The organism is Blautia parvula, assembly GCF_020215665.1.
Taxonomy (GTDB): domain Bacteria; phylum Bacillota; class Clostridia; order Lachnospirales; family Lachnospiraceae; genus Blautia; species Blautia celeris.
Genome location: NZ_CP084061.1, coordinates 2,735,169 through 2,751,488, shown reverse-complemented (window position 1 = coordinate 2,751,488; position 16,320 = coordinate 2,735,169). Strand labels below are relative to the sequence as shown.

General features: G+C 45.6%; 17 protein-coding genes. All 17 read left to right on the top strand.

The features are described 5' to 3' along the window. Nucleotides 1–190: 190 nt before the first annotated feature. The 17 genes from LC508_RS12875 (at nucleotide 191) to LC508_RS12795 (ending at nucleotide 16,308) form a co-directional block, all read left to right on the top strand. A complete protein-coding gene (locus LC508_RS12875; protein WP_033139359.1) occupies nucleotides 191–1,444 on the top strand; it encodes a dicarboxylate/amino acid:cation symporter in 1,254 nt (417 codons plus the stop codon). A gap of 15 nt (nucleotides 1,445–1,459) precedes the next feature. After that, nucleotides 1,460–3,694 carry a beta-L-arabinofuranosidase domain-containing protein gene (locus tag LC508_RS12870; RefSeq protein WP_103732394.1) on the top strand — a complete coding sequence of 745 codons (2,235 nt, stop codon included), beginning with the start codon at nucleotides 1,460–1,462 and terminating at the stop codon, nucleotides 3,692–3,694. Between the two features lie 308 nt (nucleotides 3,695–4,002). Then, a complete protein-coding gene (locus LC508_RS12865; protein ID WP_103732395.1) occupies nucleotides 4,003–5,520 on the top strand; it encodes an ATP-binding protein in 1,518 nt (505 codons plus the stop codon). Nucleotides 5,521–5,665: 145 nt separating this feature from the next. Next, complete coding sequence (locus LC508_RS12860) at nucleotides 5,666–6,136, top strand: MarR family winged helix-turn-helix transcriptional regulator (RefSeq protein WP_033139362.1); 471 nt, start codon at nucleotides 5,666–5,668, stop codon at nucleotides 6,134–6,136. Then, a complete protein-coding gene (locus LC508_RS12855) occupies nucleotides 6,133–6,318 on the top strand; it encodes a cysteine-rich KTR domain-containing protein (protein WP_033139363.1) in 186 nt (61 codons plus the stop codon). Before LC508_RS12860 ends, LC508_RS12855 begins: the two co-directional genes overlap by 4 nt. A gap of 94 nt (nucleotides 6,319–6,412) precedes the next feature. Next, complete coding sequence (locus LC508_RS12850; protein WP_103731790.1) at nucleotides 6,413–8,140, top strand: ABC transporter ATP-binding protein; 1,728 nt, start codon at nucleotides 6,413–6,415, stop codon at nucleotides 8,138–8,140. Then, the gene (locus LC508_RS12845; RefSeq protein WP_103731791.1) at nucleotides 8,137–9,990 is read left to right on the top strand and encodes an ABC transporter ATP-binding protein; all 1,854 of its coding nucleotides are present in this window, start codon (nucleotides 8,137–8,139) and stop codon (nucleotides 9,988–9,990) included. The genes LC508_RS12850 and LC508_RS12845 overlap by 4 nt, the downstream gene beginning before the upstream one ends. 106 nt (nucleotides 9,991–10,096) lie before the next feature. Next, nucleotides 10,097–10,765, top strand: coding sequence for a putative ABC transporter permease (locus tag LC508_RS12840; protein WP_054352153.1), 669 nt, complete (start codon nucleotides 10,097–10,099; stop codon nucleotides 10,763–10,765). Further along, nucleotides 10,762–11,847, top strand: coding sequence for a sporulation integral membrane protein YtvI (ytvI, locus tag LC508_RS12835; RefSeq protein WP_158587217.1), 1,086 nt, complete (start codon nucleotides 10,762–10,764; stop codon nucleotides 11,845–11,847). Before LC508_RS12840 ends, ytvI begins: the two co-directional genes overlap by 4 nt. A 22-nt stretch (nucleotides 11,848–11,869) precedes the next feature. Continuing rightward, complete coding sequence (locus tag LC508_RS12830; protein ID WP_033139366.1) at nucleotides 11,870–12,505, top strand: cytidylate kinase-like family protein; 636 nt, start codon at nucleotides 11,870–11,872, stop codon at nucleotides 12,503–12,505. Continuing rightward, nucleotides 12,486–13,817, top strand: a complete 1,332-nt coding sequence (locus LC508_RS12825) for an MATE family efflux transporter (RefSeq protein WP_033139367.1) — start codon at nucleotides 12,486–12,488, stop codon at nucleotides 13,815–13,817. The genes LC508_RS12830 and LC508_RS12825 overlap by 20 nt, the downstream gene beginning before the upstream one ends. Nucleotides 13,818–13,837: 20 nt before the next feature. Next, nucleotides 13,838–14,044 (top strand): hypothetical protein, encoded by a 207-nt coding sequence (locus LC508_RS12820; protein ID WP_146051685.1) that lies wholly within the window; start codon nucleotides 13,838–13,840, stop codon nucleotides 14,042–14,044. Nucleotides 14,045–14,119: 75 nt separating this feature from the next. Next, the gene (locus LC508_RS12815; protein ID WP_156120799.1) at nucleotides 14,120–14,263 is read left to right on the top strand and encodes a hypothetical protein; all 144 of its coding nucleotides are present in this window, start codon (nucleotides 14,120–14,122) and stop codon (nucleotides 14,261–14,263) included. Between the two features lie 87 nt (nucleotides 14,264–14,350). Beyond that, a complete protein-coding gene (locus LC508_RS12810; RefSeq protein ID WP_103731793.1) occupies nucleotides 14,351–14,836 on the top strand; it encodes a phosphotransferase family protein in 486 nt (161 codons plus the stop codon). 26 nt (nucleotides 14,837–14,862) lie between these two features. Continuing rightward, entirely contained in the window at nucleotides 14,863–15,129 is a 267-nt protein-coding gene (locus tag LC508_RS12805; RefSeq protein ID WP_103731794.1) for a hypothetical protein, read from the top strand. A gap of 120 nt (nucleotides 15,130–15,249) precedes the next feature. After that, nucleotides 15,250–15,630 (top strand): hypothetical protein, encoded by a 381-nt coding sequence (locus tag LC508_RS12800; protein ID WP_033139369.1) that lies wholly within the window; start codon nucleotides 15,250–15,252, stop codon nucleotides 15,628–15,630. A gap of 93 nt (nucleotides 15,631–15,723) precedes the next feature. Beyond that, nucleotides 15,724–16,308 carry a TVP38/TMEM64 family protein gene (locus LC508_RS12795; protein WP_033139370.1) on the top strand — a complete coding sequence of 195 codons (585 nt, stop codon included), beginning with the start codon at nucleotides 15,724–15,726 and terminating at the stop codon, nucleotides 16,306–16,308. Nucleotides 16,309–16,320: the final 12 nt, after the last annotated feature.

Sequence of the window (16,320 nt, the reverse complement as noted above, 5' to 3'; positions counted from 1 at the left end):
TATGATTTTATCATTTGTTCCAGAGAAAAACAAGAAATAATCAATTTTGTTATATAAATCAGGTTTGTATTGTTATATAAAAGGTCATATTCTGCCATTTTCCTGTCGAAAATGTCATACTATAATAAGTCCATCAGCAAAAGCCAAGACGGAAAACAAAAAAGATAATATTTCAGGAGGTCAATTTATTATGGAGAAGTCACAGGCAAAATGGAAAACAATTTTAAAGAACTACAAGTTTTCCATCATTTTATTGATGGGTGTGGTAGTGGGAGCGCTGCTGGGCGTGTTTCTTGGTGAGAAGGCAGGCGTTCTGCAGCCGCTGGCAGATATTTTTCTGAATATGGTATTCTGCCTGATCGTACCAGTAGTATTTGTCTCAATCGCAAATTCTATTGCAAACATGGGGAATCTGAAAAAGCTGGGAAAAGTCCTGGGAGTTTTCTTTGCAGTGGTAGTGGGAGGGGGAATCATCACTTCAGCCCTTGGCATTATCGCGGTTCAGATCTTTGACCCTGCCAAGGGTGTGAGTGTGGTCTTTGATGAGGCTGTGGATGCGGGAAACACTTCGCTGAATCTGGTAAATCTCTTCACTACCTCTGATTTTGTGGATCTGCTGTCTATCAACAACATGATGGCACTGATTGTATTTGCCATTCTTTTCGGTATTTCCGTTGCCTGTATTGGGGAGAAGGGGAAACCGGTGGTCACATTGTTTGAGGCGTTAAGCGAAGCCCTTGGTAAGATGGTTTCTATTGTAATGTTCTATGCTCCGGTGGGCATTGCCTGTTATTTTGCTACACTGATCGGAAAGACAGGCAGTCAGATCATTGGTTCCGTGGCGAGAATGTCAGTGATCTATGTGGGATTCTGTATTCTGTTTTTTGTGGCATTTGGAATCATTATGCCGTTTCTGGGAGGCGGGAAAGAAGGTCTCTGCAGATACTGGAAAGAAATCTGGCTTCCTGCCGCAACCGCAGCCGGTTCCTGCAGCAGTACAGCCTGTATTCCTCTGAATCTGTTGGCATCTAAGAAAATGGGAATCCCGGATGAGGTCAGCAGCCTTGTCATCCCCCTTGGGGCAAGCATGCACAAAAACGGTGTCATTGCAGTACAGATAGTAAAAATAGCGTTTCTTCTGGGTGTCTTCCATATGGAAATGGGACCGCAGGAGATGGTGAAAGCAGTTCTGGTGGCAGTTATCAGCGGCATCATTGTGGGAACCATACCGAGCGGCGGTTTCATCGGTGAAATGTTCATATGTACAGCATTTGGCTTCCCCACAACGGTCATTCCCGTTATTGTCATCATGGGGACCCTGACAGACCCGTTCTGTACCATGGTAAGTGTATCAGGGGACCCGGCCCTTGCCATGCTGGTGGCTAAAATTGTAGAAGGCAGAGACTGGGTGAAGGCAAAAGTGTTCACACCGGCAGAGGTATAAAGTTCAGGAGGAAATATGACAGAGACAGAAATTGTAAAAAAAGATTTGGAAGAGATTTACATAGGGAATCTGAATACCGTGGACGCGGATCTGAAACTGCCTTTAAAGGGGAGAAACGGCTCTTCTTTTCAATGGGAGTCAAAGGAGATTCTCTTTATCAGCCATGACGGAAAAGTGACAAGGCCCACCTTTGGCGTCGGTAACAGAAAAGTGACCCTGCAGGTAGAAGCAAAATACCTGGGAAGCAGAGCAAGCCGGGTTTTTGAAGCCACTGTTCTGGAGGAACCCAGAAAAGTCCGGGTCAAAGAGATAAAAAAAGTGATTGTCCATGCAGAGCCGGGAAAAAGGGCAGAGCTGCCTCCTGTTGTCATTGTACTGGAGGAAAACGGGGATGCCGTCACACTTCCTGTTATGTGGGATGCGTACGAACCGAAAAAGGAAGAAGGAATCCTGTGCGTATGCGGCGCAGCGGAAGATACGGAGAAAAAAGCGCTGGCGGAAATCCACTATGAGAAGAAGAAAAGTATGGAAAATAAAGTCCGGGATAAAGAGGTTCTGGTTTCTTTTCCGGCAGGAAGTGTAACCTTAAAGCCGGGAAGTATGTTTTATGAAGCCCAGGAGAAGATGGCAGAATTCCTGAAGAAAACAGACGATGACCAGATGCTGTATAATTTCCGCGCGGCAGCCGGACTGGATACAAAGGGCGCCCAGCCCATGACCGGCTGGGACGCACCGGAGTGTAATCTGAAAGGGCATACCACAGGACATTATTTATCCGCGCTCGCCCTTTCCTACAGCGCTTCCGGGGATGAAGTGCTGAAAAAGAAAATGGATTACATGGTATCCGGCCTGTTCCACTGTCAGAAGGCGCTGGAAGAAAAGGGATGGCATAAAGGTTTCCTCAGCGCGTACGGGGAGGAGCAGTTCGACCTTCTGGAGGAATATACCACATATCCCACCATCTGGGCGCCGTACTATACTTTGGATAAGATCATGTCGGGTTTGTACGACTGCTGTACCCTTGGAGAAAATCATCAGGCGCTGGAGCTTCTGCAGCGTATGGGGGACTGGGTGTACGAAAGGCTTTCTGTTCTGACAAAGGAACAGCGTGACAGGATGTGGTCCATGTACATTGCAGGTGAATTCGGAGGAATGATCGGAATCCTGGTAAAACTGTATGAGAAAGCCGGGAAGGAACGTTATTACAGGGCAGCGGAATATTTCCGTAATGAGAAATTGTTCTATCCCATGGCGGAAAATGTGGATACGCTGAAGGATATGCATGCCAACCAGCATATTCCCCAGATCATCGGCGCGCTGGAAATGTATAAGGCTAAGGGTGAGACGCGGTATCTGGACATTGCCCGGAACTTCTGGGATATGGTTACAAAAGGCCATGTCTACACCATCGGCGGGACCGGTGAGACAGAGATGTTCCATATGGCCGGTCATCTCACAGACTATCTCACAGACAAGTCAGCGGAGAGCTGTGCCAGCTACAATATGCTGAGACTGACCTCCGGGCTGTTTCGTATGAAGCCTGCGGGCAGCAGGATGGATTACTATGAGAATACTCTCTGCAATCATGTTCTTTCATCCATGAGCCATGCATACGACGGAGGAACCACCTATTTCATGCCCCTTCGTCCGGGCGGACAGAAGGAGTTTAGCACAGAGGAAAATACCTGCTGCCACGGAACAGGGCTGGAGAGCAGATTCCGGTATATGGAAGATATTTATATGGATAGTCAGGAGTCTGTGTATATCAATCTCTATATCCCGTCTGTTTTGAAAACAGATAAAATCCATATAGAACAGACAGAAGAAACCTGCGGAGTTATCCGCTTTACAGTCAGGATATATGGGGATAAAGAGGCAGCATTTCGTGTGCCCGGGTGGACAGATGGTTTTGAGATCCGGATAGGGGAAGAAATCTACAGGGAGGCGGCAGCGGACGGCTATATCCATATCAGAAGAAACTGGAATCAGGAAACGACCGTCATAGTCCGTGAAATCTATACCATGAGAGAAATCGTATCCCCGGACAACCGGAAGTTTAGAAGTCTGGCATACGGACCGTATATACTGGCAGAGGTTTCAGAGGAAGAGGCGTTCCGACCGCTGCCGGATCTGCAGAAAATGAGAAGGACGGAGAATGGAAAGTGTCTGGAGTTTACCGAGGGACAGCGCAGGTTTGTTCCTTTGGCTGAGATAGACCATGAAAAGTATCATGTGTATTTTATGAAATAATGAAACAGGTAAGAGATACAGGCCGCCGGGAGAGATTCCGGCGGTCTGTAATTTGTACACAGAAATGGCAGTACCTTTTTATGCAAAGTGTGTCGGCACAGACGTGATTCCGGAAAAATCATCAGGTGTTTACAGATGGATCATTGGAACAGAAGAGTAAAATTACAAAATAATGGGGTAAATATACGAACAAATATTGCAAATACAAACAAAACTTTCAAAATAAACTTGATAAATCATCCGTAATATGGTATTATAAATCCATAAAATAAGAACAAATGTTCTGTATTGCGAAAGAGGGGGATTTGATGTTACCGGAAGAGTTAAGGGAACTGGCTGCAAAAGTCCGGGCACAGAGGGCAGAGGCGCAGTTTCTGGAAGTGAAAGCTGCAAAAGACGGCTGTCCGAAAAGGCTTTATGATACATTATCCGGCTTTTCCAATCAGGACAGCGGAGGTATCCTGATTTTCGGTCTTGATGAGAGAGCGGCATTCCGGGCGGTGGGCGTATATGATCTGCATGATCTGCAGAAGAAGGTGACAGAGCAGTGCAATCAGATGGAGCCGCCGGTCCGGGCTGTATTTACATTTGCGGAATACGAAGGTGTAAACATATGTTCCGCAGAGATTCCTGCCATTGACCTTGCAGAACGTCCCTGTTACTATAAGGGCGCCGGTAAAGTAAAAGGCGCATATATACGGGTTGGAGATGCGGACCTTCCCATGACGGACTATGAGATCTACAGCTATGAGGCATACCGTAAGCACGTGCATGATGATGAGCGTACTGTGGAGAGAATCCCGGTTTCCATGCTGGAACAGACAAGGCTGGAACGTTTTTTGAACGATAAGAAGGCAGAGCGTCCGCAGTTTTCTCTCCTTCAGGAGCCACAGATGCTGGAGATGCTCAATGTGACCAGAGGAGGCATTCCCACTCTGGCCGGGATTATGAATTTTTGCATCTATCCTCAGGGTATATTTCCTCAGTACAGCATAACCGCGGTCGTGGTACCGGGCTATGAGATTGGGGACGTGGGTGAAGACCTGGAGCGCTTCATGGACAACAGGAGAATCTGCGGAACAATCTCCGAGATGGTGGAGGAGGCTGTGGGTTTCTGTAAGCGCAACATGAAAGTAAAGACCATCATTGACCCGGATACCGGCAGGCGGAGGGATAAGGCCGAATATCCTCTGAACGCAGTCAGGGAAGCTGTTTTAAATGCCCTGATCCACAGAGATTACAGTGAGCATACAGAGGGGACTCCGGTGCAGATCGACTTTTTTAAAGACCGCCTGGAAATCCATAGCCCGGGAAACCTGTACGGCAGGATGACAGTAGAGCAGCTTGGCGTGGCCCGGCCTGACCTGCGCAATCCGGCCCTGGCAGTCATGGCGGAGAGCCTGACCGGAGCGGAGAACCGTTATTCCGGTATCCCCACGATCCGCAAGGAAATGGCAGATGCCGGTCTGCCTGACCCGGTCTTTGAGAACCGGCGCAATGAATTTGTTGTGACCCTCTATAACGGTACTGTCAGCTACCGCAGTGTGTCATCAAAACCTTCGGTAGTCATGGAAAGTGCATTGTATGCTGTGAACGGCCCGGATACGGAAGAGATGCCGGGGGAGAAAAGCGTACAGGATTTACTGAAATTCTGCGCACAGCCAAGGTCAAAGACAGAGATCGCAGAGTTTATGGGCGTGAAAACTTTGTATTATGCCATGAAAAAATATGTGAATCCGCTTTTGAGAAGCGGGAAGCTGGTCATGACTCTGCCGGAGAAGCCACAGAGTAAGCTGCAGAAGTATTATGCGGCGGGGAGGGGATGAACCTCCAGAGCCGCATCTATGCAGATACAAATAATAAATATTATAAATATTCTAAAGCTTTTATGAAACCTATTGACAAAATCCCGTTTCGGACTTATGATTATTAAAATCCGAAACGGGATTTTGAGCTGTAAAGGAGGAAAAAATGAACAACAATGTGAAAGAACAATTGGCAGCTTTAAATCAGCTTGACAGAAAGCAGGGAGAATTGTACCATCGCTTTGCTGTCCGCTTGGGGATTTCTGATACAGCATTTTGGGTTTTGTACAGCCTTTGCGAATCAGATGAGATTTATACACAAAACAGTCTTGCAGAGTTGTGGTGCATTCCGAAACAGACAATCAACTCAGCGATCAATGTCCTTGTAAAAGCCGGCTATGTACAGCTTGCCCCGATACAGAAAGCGCGTAACAGCAAATCTATACATTTAACAGAAAAGGGAAGTGAATTTTGCAGGGAAATGATCCTGCCGTTGTTTATTGCTGAGCAGAAAGCATTTTCAAGGTTGTCAGAGACAGAACGGGATACGGCAGTTGCCCTTTCTGAAAAGCATCACCTATTCCTCAAGGAGGAGCTGGGGCATCTGTTGGAATGCGGAAAAGGGGGATCGGAATGAGAGAGCAGTGGCTTCTATGCCCCTTTTGTAAAAGTAAAACAAGATTAAAGATACAGGAAAATACAGTGCTGCAGAATTTTCCTCTATTTTGTCCGAAGTGTAAGCAGGAAGCCCTGATTACCGTGAAGCAATTTAAAATGTCTATTATCAAAGAGCCAGACGCGAAGACGCAGAGCCGATAACTACGATTTTTATTCGTGGTTATCGGCTCCTTTTTATTTATGACAATAGAAAATTCGCTGGGGCGTGCTTTCTATTGACGAACAGGAGGTTACAATGAAGAAACTATTATATTTTTTGAGGCCGTATAAAAATAAACTCCTGCTTATGATAGGATTGCTGTTTATACAGGTCATGGGAACCCTATATATCCCGACACTCACCGCAGATATTGTAAATAACGGTATTGTGACAGGGAATCTGGATCATGTGTGGAAAACAGGCGGGTTTATGCTCCTGACCGCTGTGGTCACTGCGGTATTTTCCGTTCTCGGGACATATACATCCACATATATATCCACCAGCATGGGGTGTGATATCCGTGGGGCCTTATTCCGGAGAGCACAGGAGTTTTCTATCAATGACTTTAACAGGTTCGGCGCGGCATCCTTGATCACACGGAGCACCAATGATGTGACACAGATACAGGTGGCTTTTTCCATTATTGTTGAAATGCTGCTTCCTGCCCCATTTATGACGATTGCCGGATTGATCCTTGCATTTTCAAAAAACAGGCTGCTGGCATTCACGATTCTTGGCTTTATGATAGCGATCATTGTTTTTGTTGTCATGATGGGTAAAAAAGTCATCCCTATATTTGACAGTCTGCAGGTCCTGCTGGATAAGATCAACCGGACTGTCAGAGAAAGCATTATCGGGGTCAGGGTGATCCGTGCTTTTAACCGCACCGCATATGAAAAAATGCGCACGGATAAAACTTTCCAGGAGTATGCCGCAACAGCTATTAAAGCAAATAAGATATTTGCAGTCATGATACCATTCGTCATGGTGCTTATGAATGTCTGTACACTGGTGATCATCTGGGTCGGCGGCAGTCAGGTGGCGAGAGGCGGTATGGAGATCGGAGATATTATGGCGATCATTGAATATGCTATGCTGACACTTATGTATCTGCTGATGGGAGTTGCCGTATTTATCTTCATTCCCCGCGCCCAGATCTGTGCGAACCGTATCACGGAGGTATTGGAAAACAGACCGGAGCCGGCAGCAAGTATTGTGCAGATTAGCGAGGGAGAAGCAGACGCGGCTGTGGAATTCAGAAATGTGACATTCCGTTACGCGGGAGCAGAGGAAGTGGTACTGCAGGATATAAACTTCACTGTAGAAAAAGGAAAGACAACAGCAGTTATAGGCAGTACCGGTTCGGGAAAATCTACGATCGCCTGCCTTCTGATGCGGTTTTATGATATTGAGAACGGGAATATTTTGATCGACGGAAAAGATGTGCGTGAATATCCGCAGGAGGAGCTGCGTGACAAAATCGGTTACGTGCCGCAGAAAGCCTTTCTTTTCAGCGGGACGATCGCGGATAATCTGCGTCATGGAAAAAAAGACGCAACAGAAAAGGAAATGCACCATGCTGTGAAGACCGCTCAGATCGACGACTTTATCACAAATCTGGAAAAAGGGTTGGAATCTCCGGTCTCTCAGGCTGGGAGTAACTTTTCCGGAGGGCAGAAGCAGCGGCTTTCTATTGCAAGAGCACTCATAAGGAAACCGGAGATTTTTATTTTTGATGACAGTTTTTCAGCGTTGGATTTTAAAACGGATGCCCGTCTGCGTAAGGCACTGAAACAGGATGTGTCAGAAAGTGCGGTCATCATTGTGGCCCAGCGGATCAGTACGATCCTGGATGCCGATCAGATCATTGTGTTGGATGAAGGAAAGATCGTCGGCAAGGGTACACATAAAGAATTACTTGAGAACTGCCCGGTTTATCAGCAGATAGCCAGGTCACAGATGAGTGAGGAGGAATTGGCATGATAGAAGAAAAAGGAGCTATGGACGTACAGAACAATACCGATTCCCTGGGAGAAGGAATGACAGCAGACCGTGCGCAAAATATCAAGGGTACATTAAAACGTTTCTTCAAGGATTTGATGAAGCAGAAGGGAAAGATTATTTTCACATTTATCTGTCTGGCTGTTTCCGCTGTGTGTACGATTTTAACACCGACACTGATCGGCCGGGCGATTAACCGGATTTTTGACGGAGTGCAGAATGCAAGGGCCATTGGCGGGATATTTACAGTAAACCTTATATCCATGGGCAACATTATGTTCGTCATCCTGGTATTGTATCTGCTTGGGGCGCTTTTTAACTACATTCCACAGTATATTTTAGCCGGCGTATCGCAAAAACTGACACTCTCTCTGCGGGAATCCATAAGCGGGAAACTGAACCGGCTTCCGCTTCGGTATTATGACACGCACAAAAAAGGCGATATTCTGAGCCGTGTGACCAGTGACCTTGAAAAAGTGGCGGATACACTGCAGGAAGGGCTGACACAGTTTATCTCTGCGGTGATCACGATCACCGGCGCATTCGTAATGATGCTTTCAATCAGTCCTTCTTTAACACTGGTTGCATTACTCACCATAATTGTGAGCATGACGGCTGCCGTTTTGATCTCCATGAAGACAAACCGCTATTACGCAAAAAATCAGTCTGCACTTGGGGAATTGAATGCCAATATCGAGGAATCTTTTACAGGCAACAGCCTGATCAAGGCATTTAATCTGCAGGAAGAGATGATAAAGAACAATGATGAGCTGAATGAAAAATTGAGGAAGACTTCTTTGAACGCGCAATTTATTACCTATGCCATCAACCCTCTGATCCGCCTGTTGGGACAGATTGGTTATGTGGTCATAGCTGTCCGCGGAGCCATGTCCGTGATCAGCGGCACAATCTCTATTGGTGAAGTACAGGCTATTTTCCAATATATAAACCAGATATCCGAACCGGTCACGGAGATGTCCTATACACTCAACAGCCTGCAGGCAGCAATCGCTTCCGTAGAGCGGGTTTATCAGATCGAAGACGAGCTGGAGGAATTACCGGATGCAACCAACGAGGTCTTGCTTCCGACCCCTCGGGGAAATGTTTCTTTTGAGCAGGTACGGTTTGGATACAGCGATGACAAAATCCTGATGGAAAATATTGATTTCCGGATACAGGCAGGCAGTCAGATCGCTGTTGTGGGACCGACGGGAGCTGGAAAAACAACGCTTGTCAATCTGCTGATGCGGTTCTATGAATTGCAGGGCGGCAGGATCACCATTGATGGTGTCAACATCAGGGACATGAACCGAAAAGAGCTGCGTTCTATTCTTGGAATGGTATTGCAGGATACCTGGCTGTTTAATGGCACGATCGCCGAGAATATAGCCTATGGATATGAGGATGCTTCGATGGAAGAAATCATAGGGGCTGCGAAGGCGGCCAGAATCGATCATTTTATCCGTACTCTGCCCCAGGGATATCAGACCATTTTAGATGATGAACTGACGGGCATCTCTGTGGGCCAGAAACAGCTGATGACAATTGCAAGGGTGATTCTTGCCAACCCGGCCATTTTAATTTTGGATGAAGCAACATCCAGCGTGGATACACGGACAGAGGTTGAGATCCAGAAAGCCATGAATCATCTGATGAAAGGGCGGACCAGCTTTGTCATTGCACACCGCTTGTCCACTATCCGGGATGCGGACCTTATTTTAGTGATGCGGGAAGGAACGATCATCGAGCAGGGCACCCATGAGGAGCTGCTCGCCCGCAATGGCTTTTACGCTGAACTGTATCAAAGTCAGTTTGCCGCACAATCCGTTTAGGAGCTTTGGATAGGTGATGATGCGCATATGCGGAAAATATATCCGAGCATGATGGCTGCCCGTCAGGCGGACAGAGGGTACAAAAAACAGGAAAGGAGGCGTTTTGATGAAGCAGAATACCATGACAAAACCTATTACTTATGAGAATATGTTTTGGCTGTTTATGATCGGCAGTGTCTTAGGCGTGATTCTGGAAGGTATCTGGTGTCTGATCCGGGCGGGACATTGGGAGACCCATGTGGTTTCCATGTGGGGACCGTTTTGTATTATCTATGGTTTTGGAGCAGTCGGGCTTTATCTGGGATCTGTCCGGTTAAAAAATAAAAGCCGGGTAACGCAGTTTCTGGTATTTTCCCTGATTGCCGCTGTGTTTGAGTATGCCTGCAGCTGGGTTCTGGAATATTGGCTCCATATGAAAGCCTGGGATTACAGCAGGCATTTTCTGAATATCGAAGGCCGGGTAAGTCTTAAAATGACTGTTTTGTGGGGGGCACTGGGAATTGTTTTCTCACGATGGTTAGTGCCGGTGATCGATAAGATGTTTGACAGGATGCAGGCGAAATTTTGGAAAGCGGCCTGTATCTTCATGAGTGTATTTATGGCTGTTAATCTTTCCCTGACAGCCATGTGCCTGGTCCGCTGGAGAGACCGCCATGAAGGGATAACGCCAAAAAACCGTGTGGAACGGGTTATTGATGAGACATATGATGACAATAAAATGGAAAAAAGATTTTGCGAATGGAGTTTTATGGACGGAAAGGAGCGTGCTTATTGAAAGAACAGAGGAACGACCGTCAGCAGACGGAACAACAGCGGGGGTTCATAACGAAATTCGTTTATTGGGCAATCATAGCCATAATTACATACGGTATCATAAAATATGCATTACCCGTTTTATCCCCGTTTTTGATCGCGGGAATCATAGCTTGTATTTTAAACCGCCCGATCTGTATGCTGTCAGAAAAAACGCATCTGAAAAGACCCTTTATCTGCATTCCTGTTGTGGTACTGTTTTTCATAATCATAGGGATTTTGTTTGGAGCCGCAGGAGGTAAAATTGTGGAGGGAATGAAAGAAACTGCAGACGCTCTGCCATCGCTGTTTACGGAAGTCGTTTTTCCGTTTTTAGAGGCCGCAGCAGATAAACTGGATGGACTGCTGGCAGTGCCTGGTCCGGATGCAGGAGAGATTTTTTCTGTCCTTATGCAGTCAATGGGAAAAGGGATCACGGCTGCATCGGGTTTTCTTTTTAAAATGATTACGGGAGCTGCATCTGTAATCCCATCCTTATTTTTAAAGACGATCATAACGATCATTGCCACTGTTTTCCTTACGATTGATTTTGAAAGGATAAAAACATTTATCATACGTCAGATTCCGGACAGCAAACGTCAGGTTTTCAAAGAGGCACGTTCTTTTTTTGGCGGAACGATTTTAAAATGCCTGGTCTCTTATATAGCAATCTTTGGCATCACTTTTCTGGAGCTTGCGTTGGGATTTACGTTTCTGAGAATCCCACATGCCATTCTGCTTGCCGCACTGGTTGCCGTTGTGGATATTTTACCGGTTTTAGGAACAGGGACTGTACTGCTGCCGTGGGGAGTTCTTTCATTGGTCATGGGGGATTATGGAATCGGAACAGGTATCCTTCTACTCTATCTCGTTATAGCTATCGTAAGAAATACCATAGAGCCAAAACTTGTGGGAAAACAGATGGGTCTGCATCCTATGGTTACCTTTGCAGGTATGCTGCTCGGTTTAAAATATTTCGGATTTTTAGGTATGCTTGGTGTACCGCTGTTTTTTGCATTTTTATACCGGTTAAATGAAAAAGGGATGATTGCTTTTATTAAATAAACTGATCACAGGAGGAAATAATATGAAAACAATAACAGTGAGCCGTGAGTTTGGAAGCGGCGGCAGGGAACTGGGAAAACGTCTGGCAGATGTTCTCGGTGTCGCTTATTATGACAAAGAGATCATCAGCAAAATTGCGGAAAACCTTAAGCTGGATGAACAGTATATCGAAAACCATCTGGAAAGAGATTTTACTGTGAACTTTCCGTATACCTTTCGGTGTAGTTTCAGCACACCGTTTTATGCCATGAATCAGGTAGTGGATATGCTGGTAGAACAGCACAAAATTATCCGTACCCTTGCAAAAAGGGAAGACTGCGTGATCGTAGGCAGAGGCGCAGACGCTGTACTTCATGATATGGGGCCATACAACATTTTTGTATATGCGGATATGGCTGCAAAAAAGGAACGCTGCCGGAATCGGGCATCTCCGGGCGAAACACTGTCTGAGCGCGAACTTGAACGCAGGATCAGGCAGATAGATAAAGCCCGGGCGGCAAGCTATGACCTTGTTTCCGGGTACCCGTGGGGGGATAAGAGAGCTTATCATCTCTGTGTCAATACCACTGGTCTTGATATCCCCCAAATTGTGCCGCACCTGGCGGCTTTTGTAAAAATCTGGTTTGAAAGGAAAGATCATGGCGATTCAATTATCTGATCATTTTGATTATAAAAAATTATTAAAATTTGTATTTCCATCTATCATTATGATGGTATTTACCTCTATTTACGGTGTGGTGGACGGTCTGTTTGTATCCAATTTTGTCGGAAAGACTGCTTTTGCCGCTATAAATCTGATCATGCCGGTTGATATGATCTTTGGTGGTGTCGGTTTTATGCTGGGGACAGGCGGAAGCGCTCTGGTTGCCAAAACACTGGGAGAACAAAAACGGGAAAAAGCAAACCGTTATTTTACCATGATGGTCTGGATAACAGTCATCTCAGGCGCTGTTCTCTCCATAATCGGAATCGCAGTCATGCGTCCGGTAGCAGTCTGGTTAGGGGCAGACGGAGGCATGCTTCCCAATTGTGTACTCTACGGCAGGATCATGATGGGCTTCAGCATTTCCTTTATGCTCCAGAACGCGCTTCAGGGATTTCTGATCACGGCGGAGAAACCAAATCTCGGTCTGGCGGCGACCGTAGCGGCAGGTGTGACCAATATGGCATTGGATGCCCTGTTTATCGTTGGTTTCAAATGGGGAGTAGCAGGTGCGGCTATTGCCACAGGGCTGAGTCAATGTGTGGGGGGCCTGATCCCACTCATTTATTTCCTGCGGCCCAATACCAGCCTTCTCCGCCTGACAAGAACCAAGTTGGAGGCAGTTCCTATCGTCAAAGCCTGTGCGAACGGCGCATCCGAAATGGTATCGAGTGTTACTTCATCCGTCGTGGGTATCTTCTATAATTTTCAGCTGCTGAAATATGCCGGAGAAAATGGCGTCGCCGCTTACGGTGTTCTCATGTATGTTCAATTTATTTTTGCCGCTGTCTTTATTGGATATTCTATGGGATGCGCGCCGGTCATCAGCTATCACTATGGCGCTGATAACCATGCAGAACTAAAGAATCTGTTCCGAAAAAGCATCATCCTGATGGGGGCGATTGGCGGAGGTATGGTCGTGGCGGCGCAGATTTTTGCCCTTCCGCTTTCCGATATCTTTGTGGGATACGATATGACACTCTTTAAGATGACGGTTCATGCCCTTCGGATTTCCACCATATCATTTCTGATCGTGGGATTTAATATTTTTGCGTCTTCCTTCTTTACTGCCCTCAACAACGGTGGTGTGTCGGCAGCGATTTCTTTCCTGCGGACATTTATCTTCAAGCTTGCCGCGGTATTGTTTCTGCCTGTTTTACTTGGTCTGGACGGCATATGGTGGGCGGATGTCACAGCGGAAATTTTTGCGTTTGTAATCTCACTTTTCTTTTTGATCAGGGAAAGAAAGAAATACCATTATATGTAATAGCAGAAAGGATGTTTATCATGAAAAAGAGTACCAAAATGTTATTGATCGGAGCAGGGATCACCGCTCTTGGATTTGCCGCCTATTCATTTTTTAAAGAGTTGGTTTCAGACACAGTGGAGTCCGAAGATCTTGACTGGGTAAATGCCACAGCAGAAGCAGCCGGACAGTCGAAGGCAGGTCAGGAATATTATTCCTATCACTCCGGGTTAAAGAGAAGCGAATGAGGATGGAGGTAACGTTTAAAGCTTGAAAGCCTATGGATGCAGCAAATGACTATGCAAAGCAGCGGAGGTGTTGTTATGAAGTTTGTTGACAATAAGAAAAAGTACAGTTTGTTAAAGTTGGGTGCTGTAGTAATTGCTGCACTTGTAATATTAGATATAATCGGCAGGAAATATGAAAAAAGATATTTTACAGTGCCGATAAAACTGAGGATCAAATAAAGAAGAGAGGGTGCAGCATCTGTATCGGGATTAAGCCGATCATGCATGGGTTTAAAAGGGATAAAATAAGTTGGAGGTTGAAGATTAGTGAAGACTGTGACGAAGAACGTATTCACAAGAGAGCAGATTCGCAGACTGGTCAATAAGCATTTTCCCGGTGCGGAGATCACTTCAGTCAGGACATTAAAAGGCGGTACATTTAATACCCTTTATCAGATCGAAGGAACCGGCGGCCTTGAAAAAGGAGTGGTCTTAAAAACAAGCCCCATAGAATCTGTTGGGGTTCCGAATCATGAGAAGGATATTTTGCGTGCTGAGATCTATGCCTATCAATTATTGAAACATGTGAAAATCCCGATTCCAAAGATATATGTCTACGACTTTTCCAGGAAAGTTATTCCCTGTGATTATTTTATTATGGAACGGATAAAAGGAAAGTCCTGGTATGAACTCTGGCCCGGGAAAAATCCGGAACTTATGAGGGCACTTGGACGTTACACAGCGAGAATACATAGTGTGGAATATGATTGGTTCGGGGATATAAACCATGCTTTTGCAGGACGCTTCTGGTAAAAACCCCCGTGTTAGTGAATTTCGATATGTGGGCAGGAAACGTGTTTCTGAGTCAAAAGCGGACGTCTTCCATTTCCGCGATCATTGATTTTGAACGAAGCTTTTTTAGTGATCCATTGGCTGCTTTTGTATCTGCTTTGTTTATATACGATGATGTGGAAAAAGAGACGGATTTTATAGCTGGCTACAATGAGGTGAGCAAACGACCGCTCATCCTTACATCCGGGGACCGTGAAAAGATGATCCTGTATGAAATGCTGCTGTATCTTCGCAGTTACTGCGAAACCCGATAAATGTAACTTTAGATTTATTAAGAAGTTTTTTAGGAATGGTTAAGATTTTTTGATGATACTTAAGATAGTAACGAAACACAGTTACATATCAAAAAATCCAATGCGAAAGGAGCAAAACAAATGAATGACAGCAAAAAAGCAAGGAATGGAATCTTAAAGAGAGGACTTGTACTCAGTGTAGTATGTATCATGGCACTTGGTATGGTAGCCTGCGGGGGAAAGGATAAAAATGCAGCACCCCCTCAGCCGGGAGTAAAGAACGAGTCCGCCCAGCCGGAGACAAAGAACAGGTCCAATTCGTCTGCTGACGAAAAGGAACAGGATAGCAAGAAAACACCACAGAAAAAAAACAGTACCGGTGTACAGAAGGACAGGGAGAAAGATACTGAAACAAAGAAAAAAACACAGTCAAAACAAGATAAGGATAAAAAGAATAGCGATACGAAAAAATCGAACATAGCAAATAAAAATGATTCTGTAAAGGACAAAAGTAATAATTAAAAGGAAACATGATGGGCTGTACAGGAGTGTACAGCCCATTTCATCCTTAATACATTAAGAAAGAAATATCCAAAATGGAGGTGATGCACAAAAATGAATATAGATGATTCAAGCGGTAAGAAGAAATGGATAACCGCTTTTCTGCTCCTGATGTGTCTGGCTTTCTGTGCCGCCCTTTTTAAAGCTTATCTGGACGGCAGGTTTCATTCTGTAGAAACGCTGCAGCGGTATATTGCAGGTTTTGGGCTTCTGGGTCCCGTTATATTGACCGGGATCCAGGCGGTACAGGTGGTGCTGCCAGTATTGCCCGGATTCTTGGGGTGTATTGTAGGAGCTGTTCTTTTTGGATGGATGGGAGGGTTCTGGTGTAACTATATCGGAATATCCGCAGGTTCTGTCATCGCTTTCTGGCTGGCCAGAAAATATGGCAAAGATTTGGTTTCCCGGATGTTTCCCGGAAAACGATATGAAAAATGGGCCACTTGGGCAGCGGAGAGCAGATTCTATACAATTGTGCTGTTTCTCGGTATGGTACTGCCATTATTTCCAGATGATTTTTTTTGTTATTTTACCGGTATAACAAGAATGACTGCCCGCAAATTTACTGCGATTATCATATTTGGCAAGCCGTGGTGTATCCTGGCATATAGTCTGATATTCTCAACGGTTGTATCATAAGGAATGAAAGAG

Excerpts from the sequence above, each read along its gene's own strand:
- LC508_RS12805 (WP_103731794.1), top strand. The coding sequence starts at position 14,863 with ATGTGGGCAGGAAACGTGTTTCTGAGTCAAAAGCGGACGTCTTCCATT.
- LC508_RS12800 (WP_033139369.1), top strand. The coding sequence starts at position 15,250 with ATGAATGACAGCAAAAAAGCAAGGAATGGAATCTTAAAGAGAGGACTT.
- LC508_RS12820 (WP_146051685.1), top strand. The coding sequence starts at position 13,838 with ATGAAAAAGAGTACCAAAATGTTATTGATCGGAGCAGGGATCACCGCT.
- LC508_RS12855 (WP_033139363.1), top strand. The coding sequence starts at position 6,133 with ATGAGAGAGCAGTGGCTTCTATGCCCCTTTTGTAAAAGTAAAACAAGA.
- LC508_RS12795 (WP_033139370.1), top strand. The coding sequence starts at position 15,724 with ATGAATATAGATGATTCAAGCGGTAAGAAGAAATGGATAACCGCTTTT.
- LC508_RS12850 (WP_103731790.1), top strand. The coding sequence starts at position 6,413 with ATGAAGAAACTATTATATTTTTTGAGGCCGTATAAAAATAAACTCCTG.
- LC508_RS12845 (WP_103731791.1), top strand. The coding sequence starts at position 8,137 with ATGATAGAAGAAAAAGGAGCTATGGACGTACAGAACAATACCGATTCC.
- LC508_RS12860 (WP_033139362.1), top strand. The coding sequence starts at position 5,666 with ATGAACAACAATGTGAAAGAACAATTGGCAGCTTTAAATCAGCTTGAC.
- LC508_RS12865 (WP_103732395.1), top strand. The coding sequence starts at position 4,003 with ATGTTACCGGAAGAGTTAAGGGAACTGGCTGCAAAAGTCCGGGCACAG.
- LC508_RS12870 (WP_103732394.1), top strand. The coding sequence starts at position 1,460 with ATGACAGAGACAGAAATTGTAAAAAAAGATTTGGAAGAGATTTACATA.
- LC508_RS12840 (WP_054352153.1), top strand. The coding sequence starts at position 10,097 with ATGAAGCAGAATACCATGACAAAACCTATTACTTATGAGAATATGTTT.
- LC508_RS12830 (WP_033139366.1), top strand. The coding sequence starts at position 11,870 with ATGAAAACAATAACAGTGAGCCGTGAGTTTGGAAGCGGCGGCAGGGAA.
- LC508_RS12815 (WP_156120799.1), top strand. The coding sequence starts at position 14,120 with ATGAAGTTTGTTGACAATAAGAAAAAGTACAGTTTGTTAAAGTTGGGT.
- LC508_RS12875 (WP_033139359.1), top strand. The coding sequence starts at position 191 with ATGGAGAAGTCACAGGCAAAATGGAAAACAATTTTAAAGAACTACAAG.
- LC508_RS12825 (WP_033139367.1), top strand. The coding sequence starts at position 12,486 with ATGGCGATTCAATTATCTGATCATTTTGATTATAAAAAATTATTAAAA.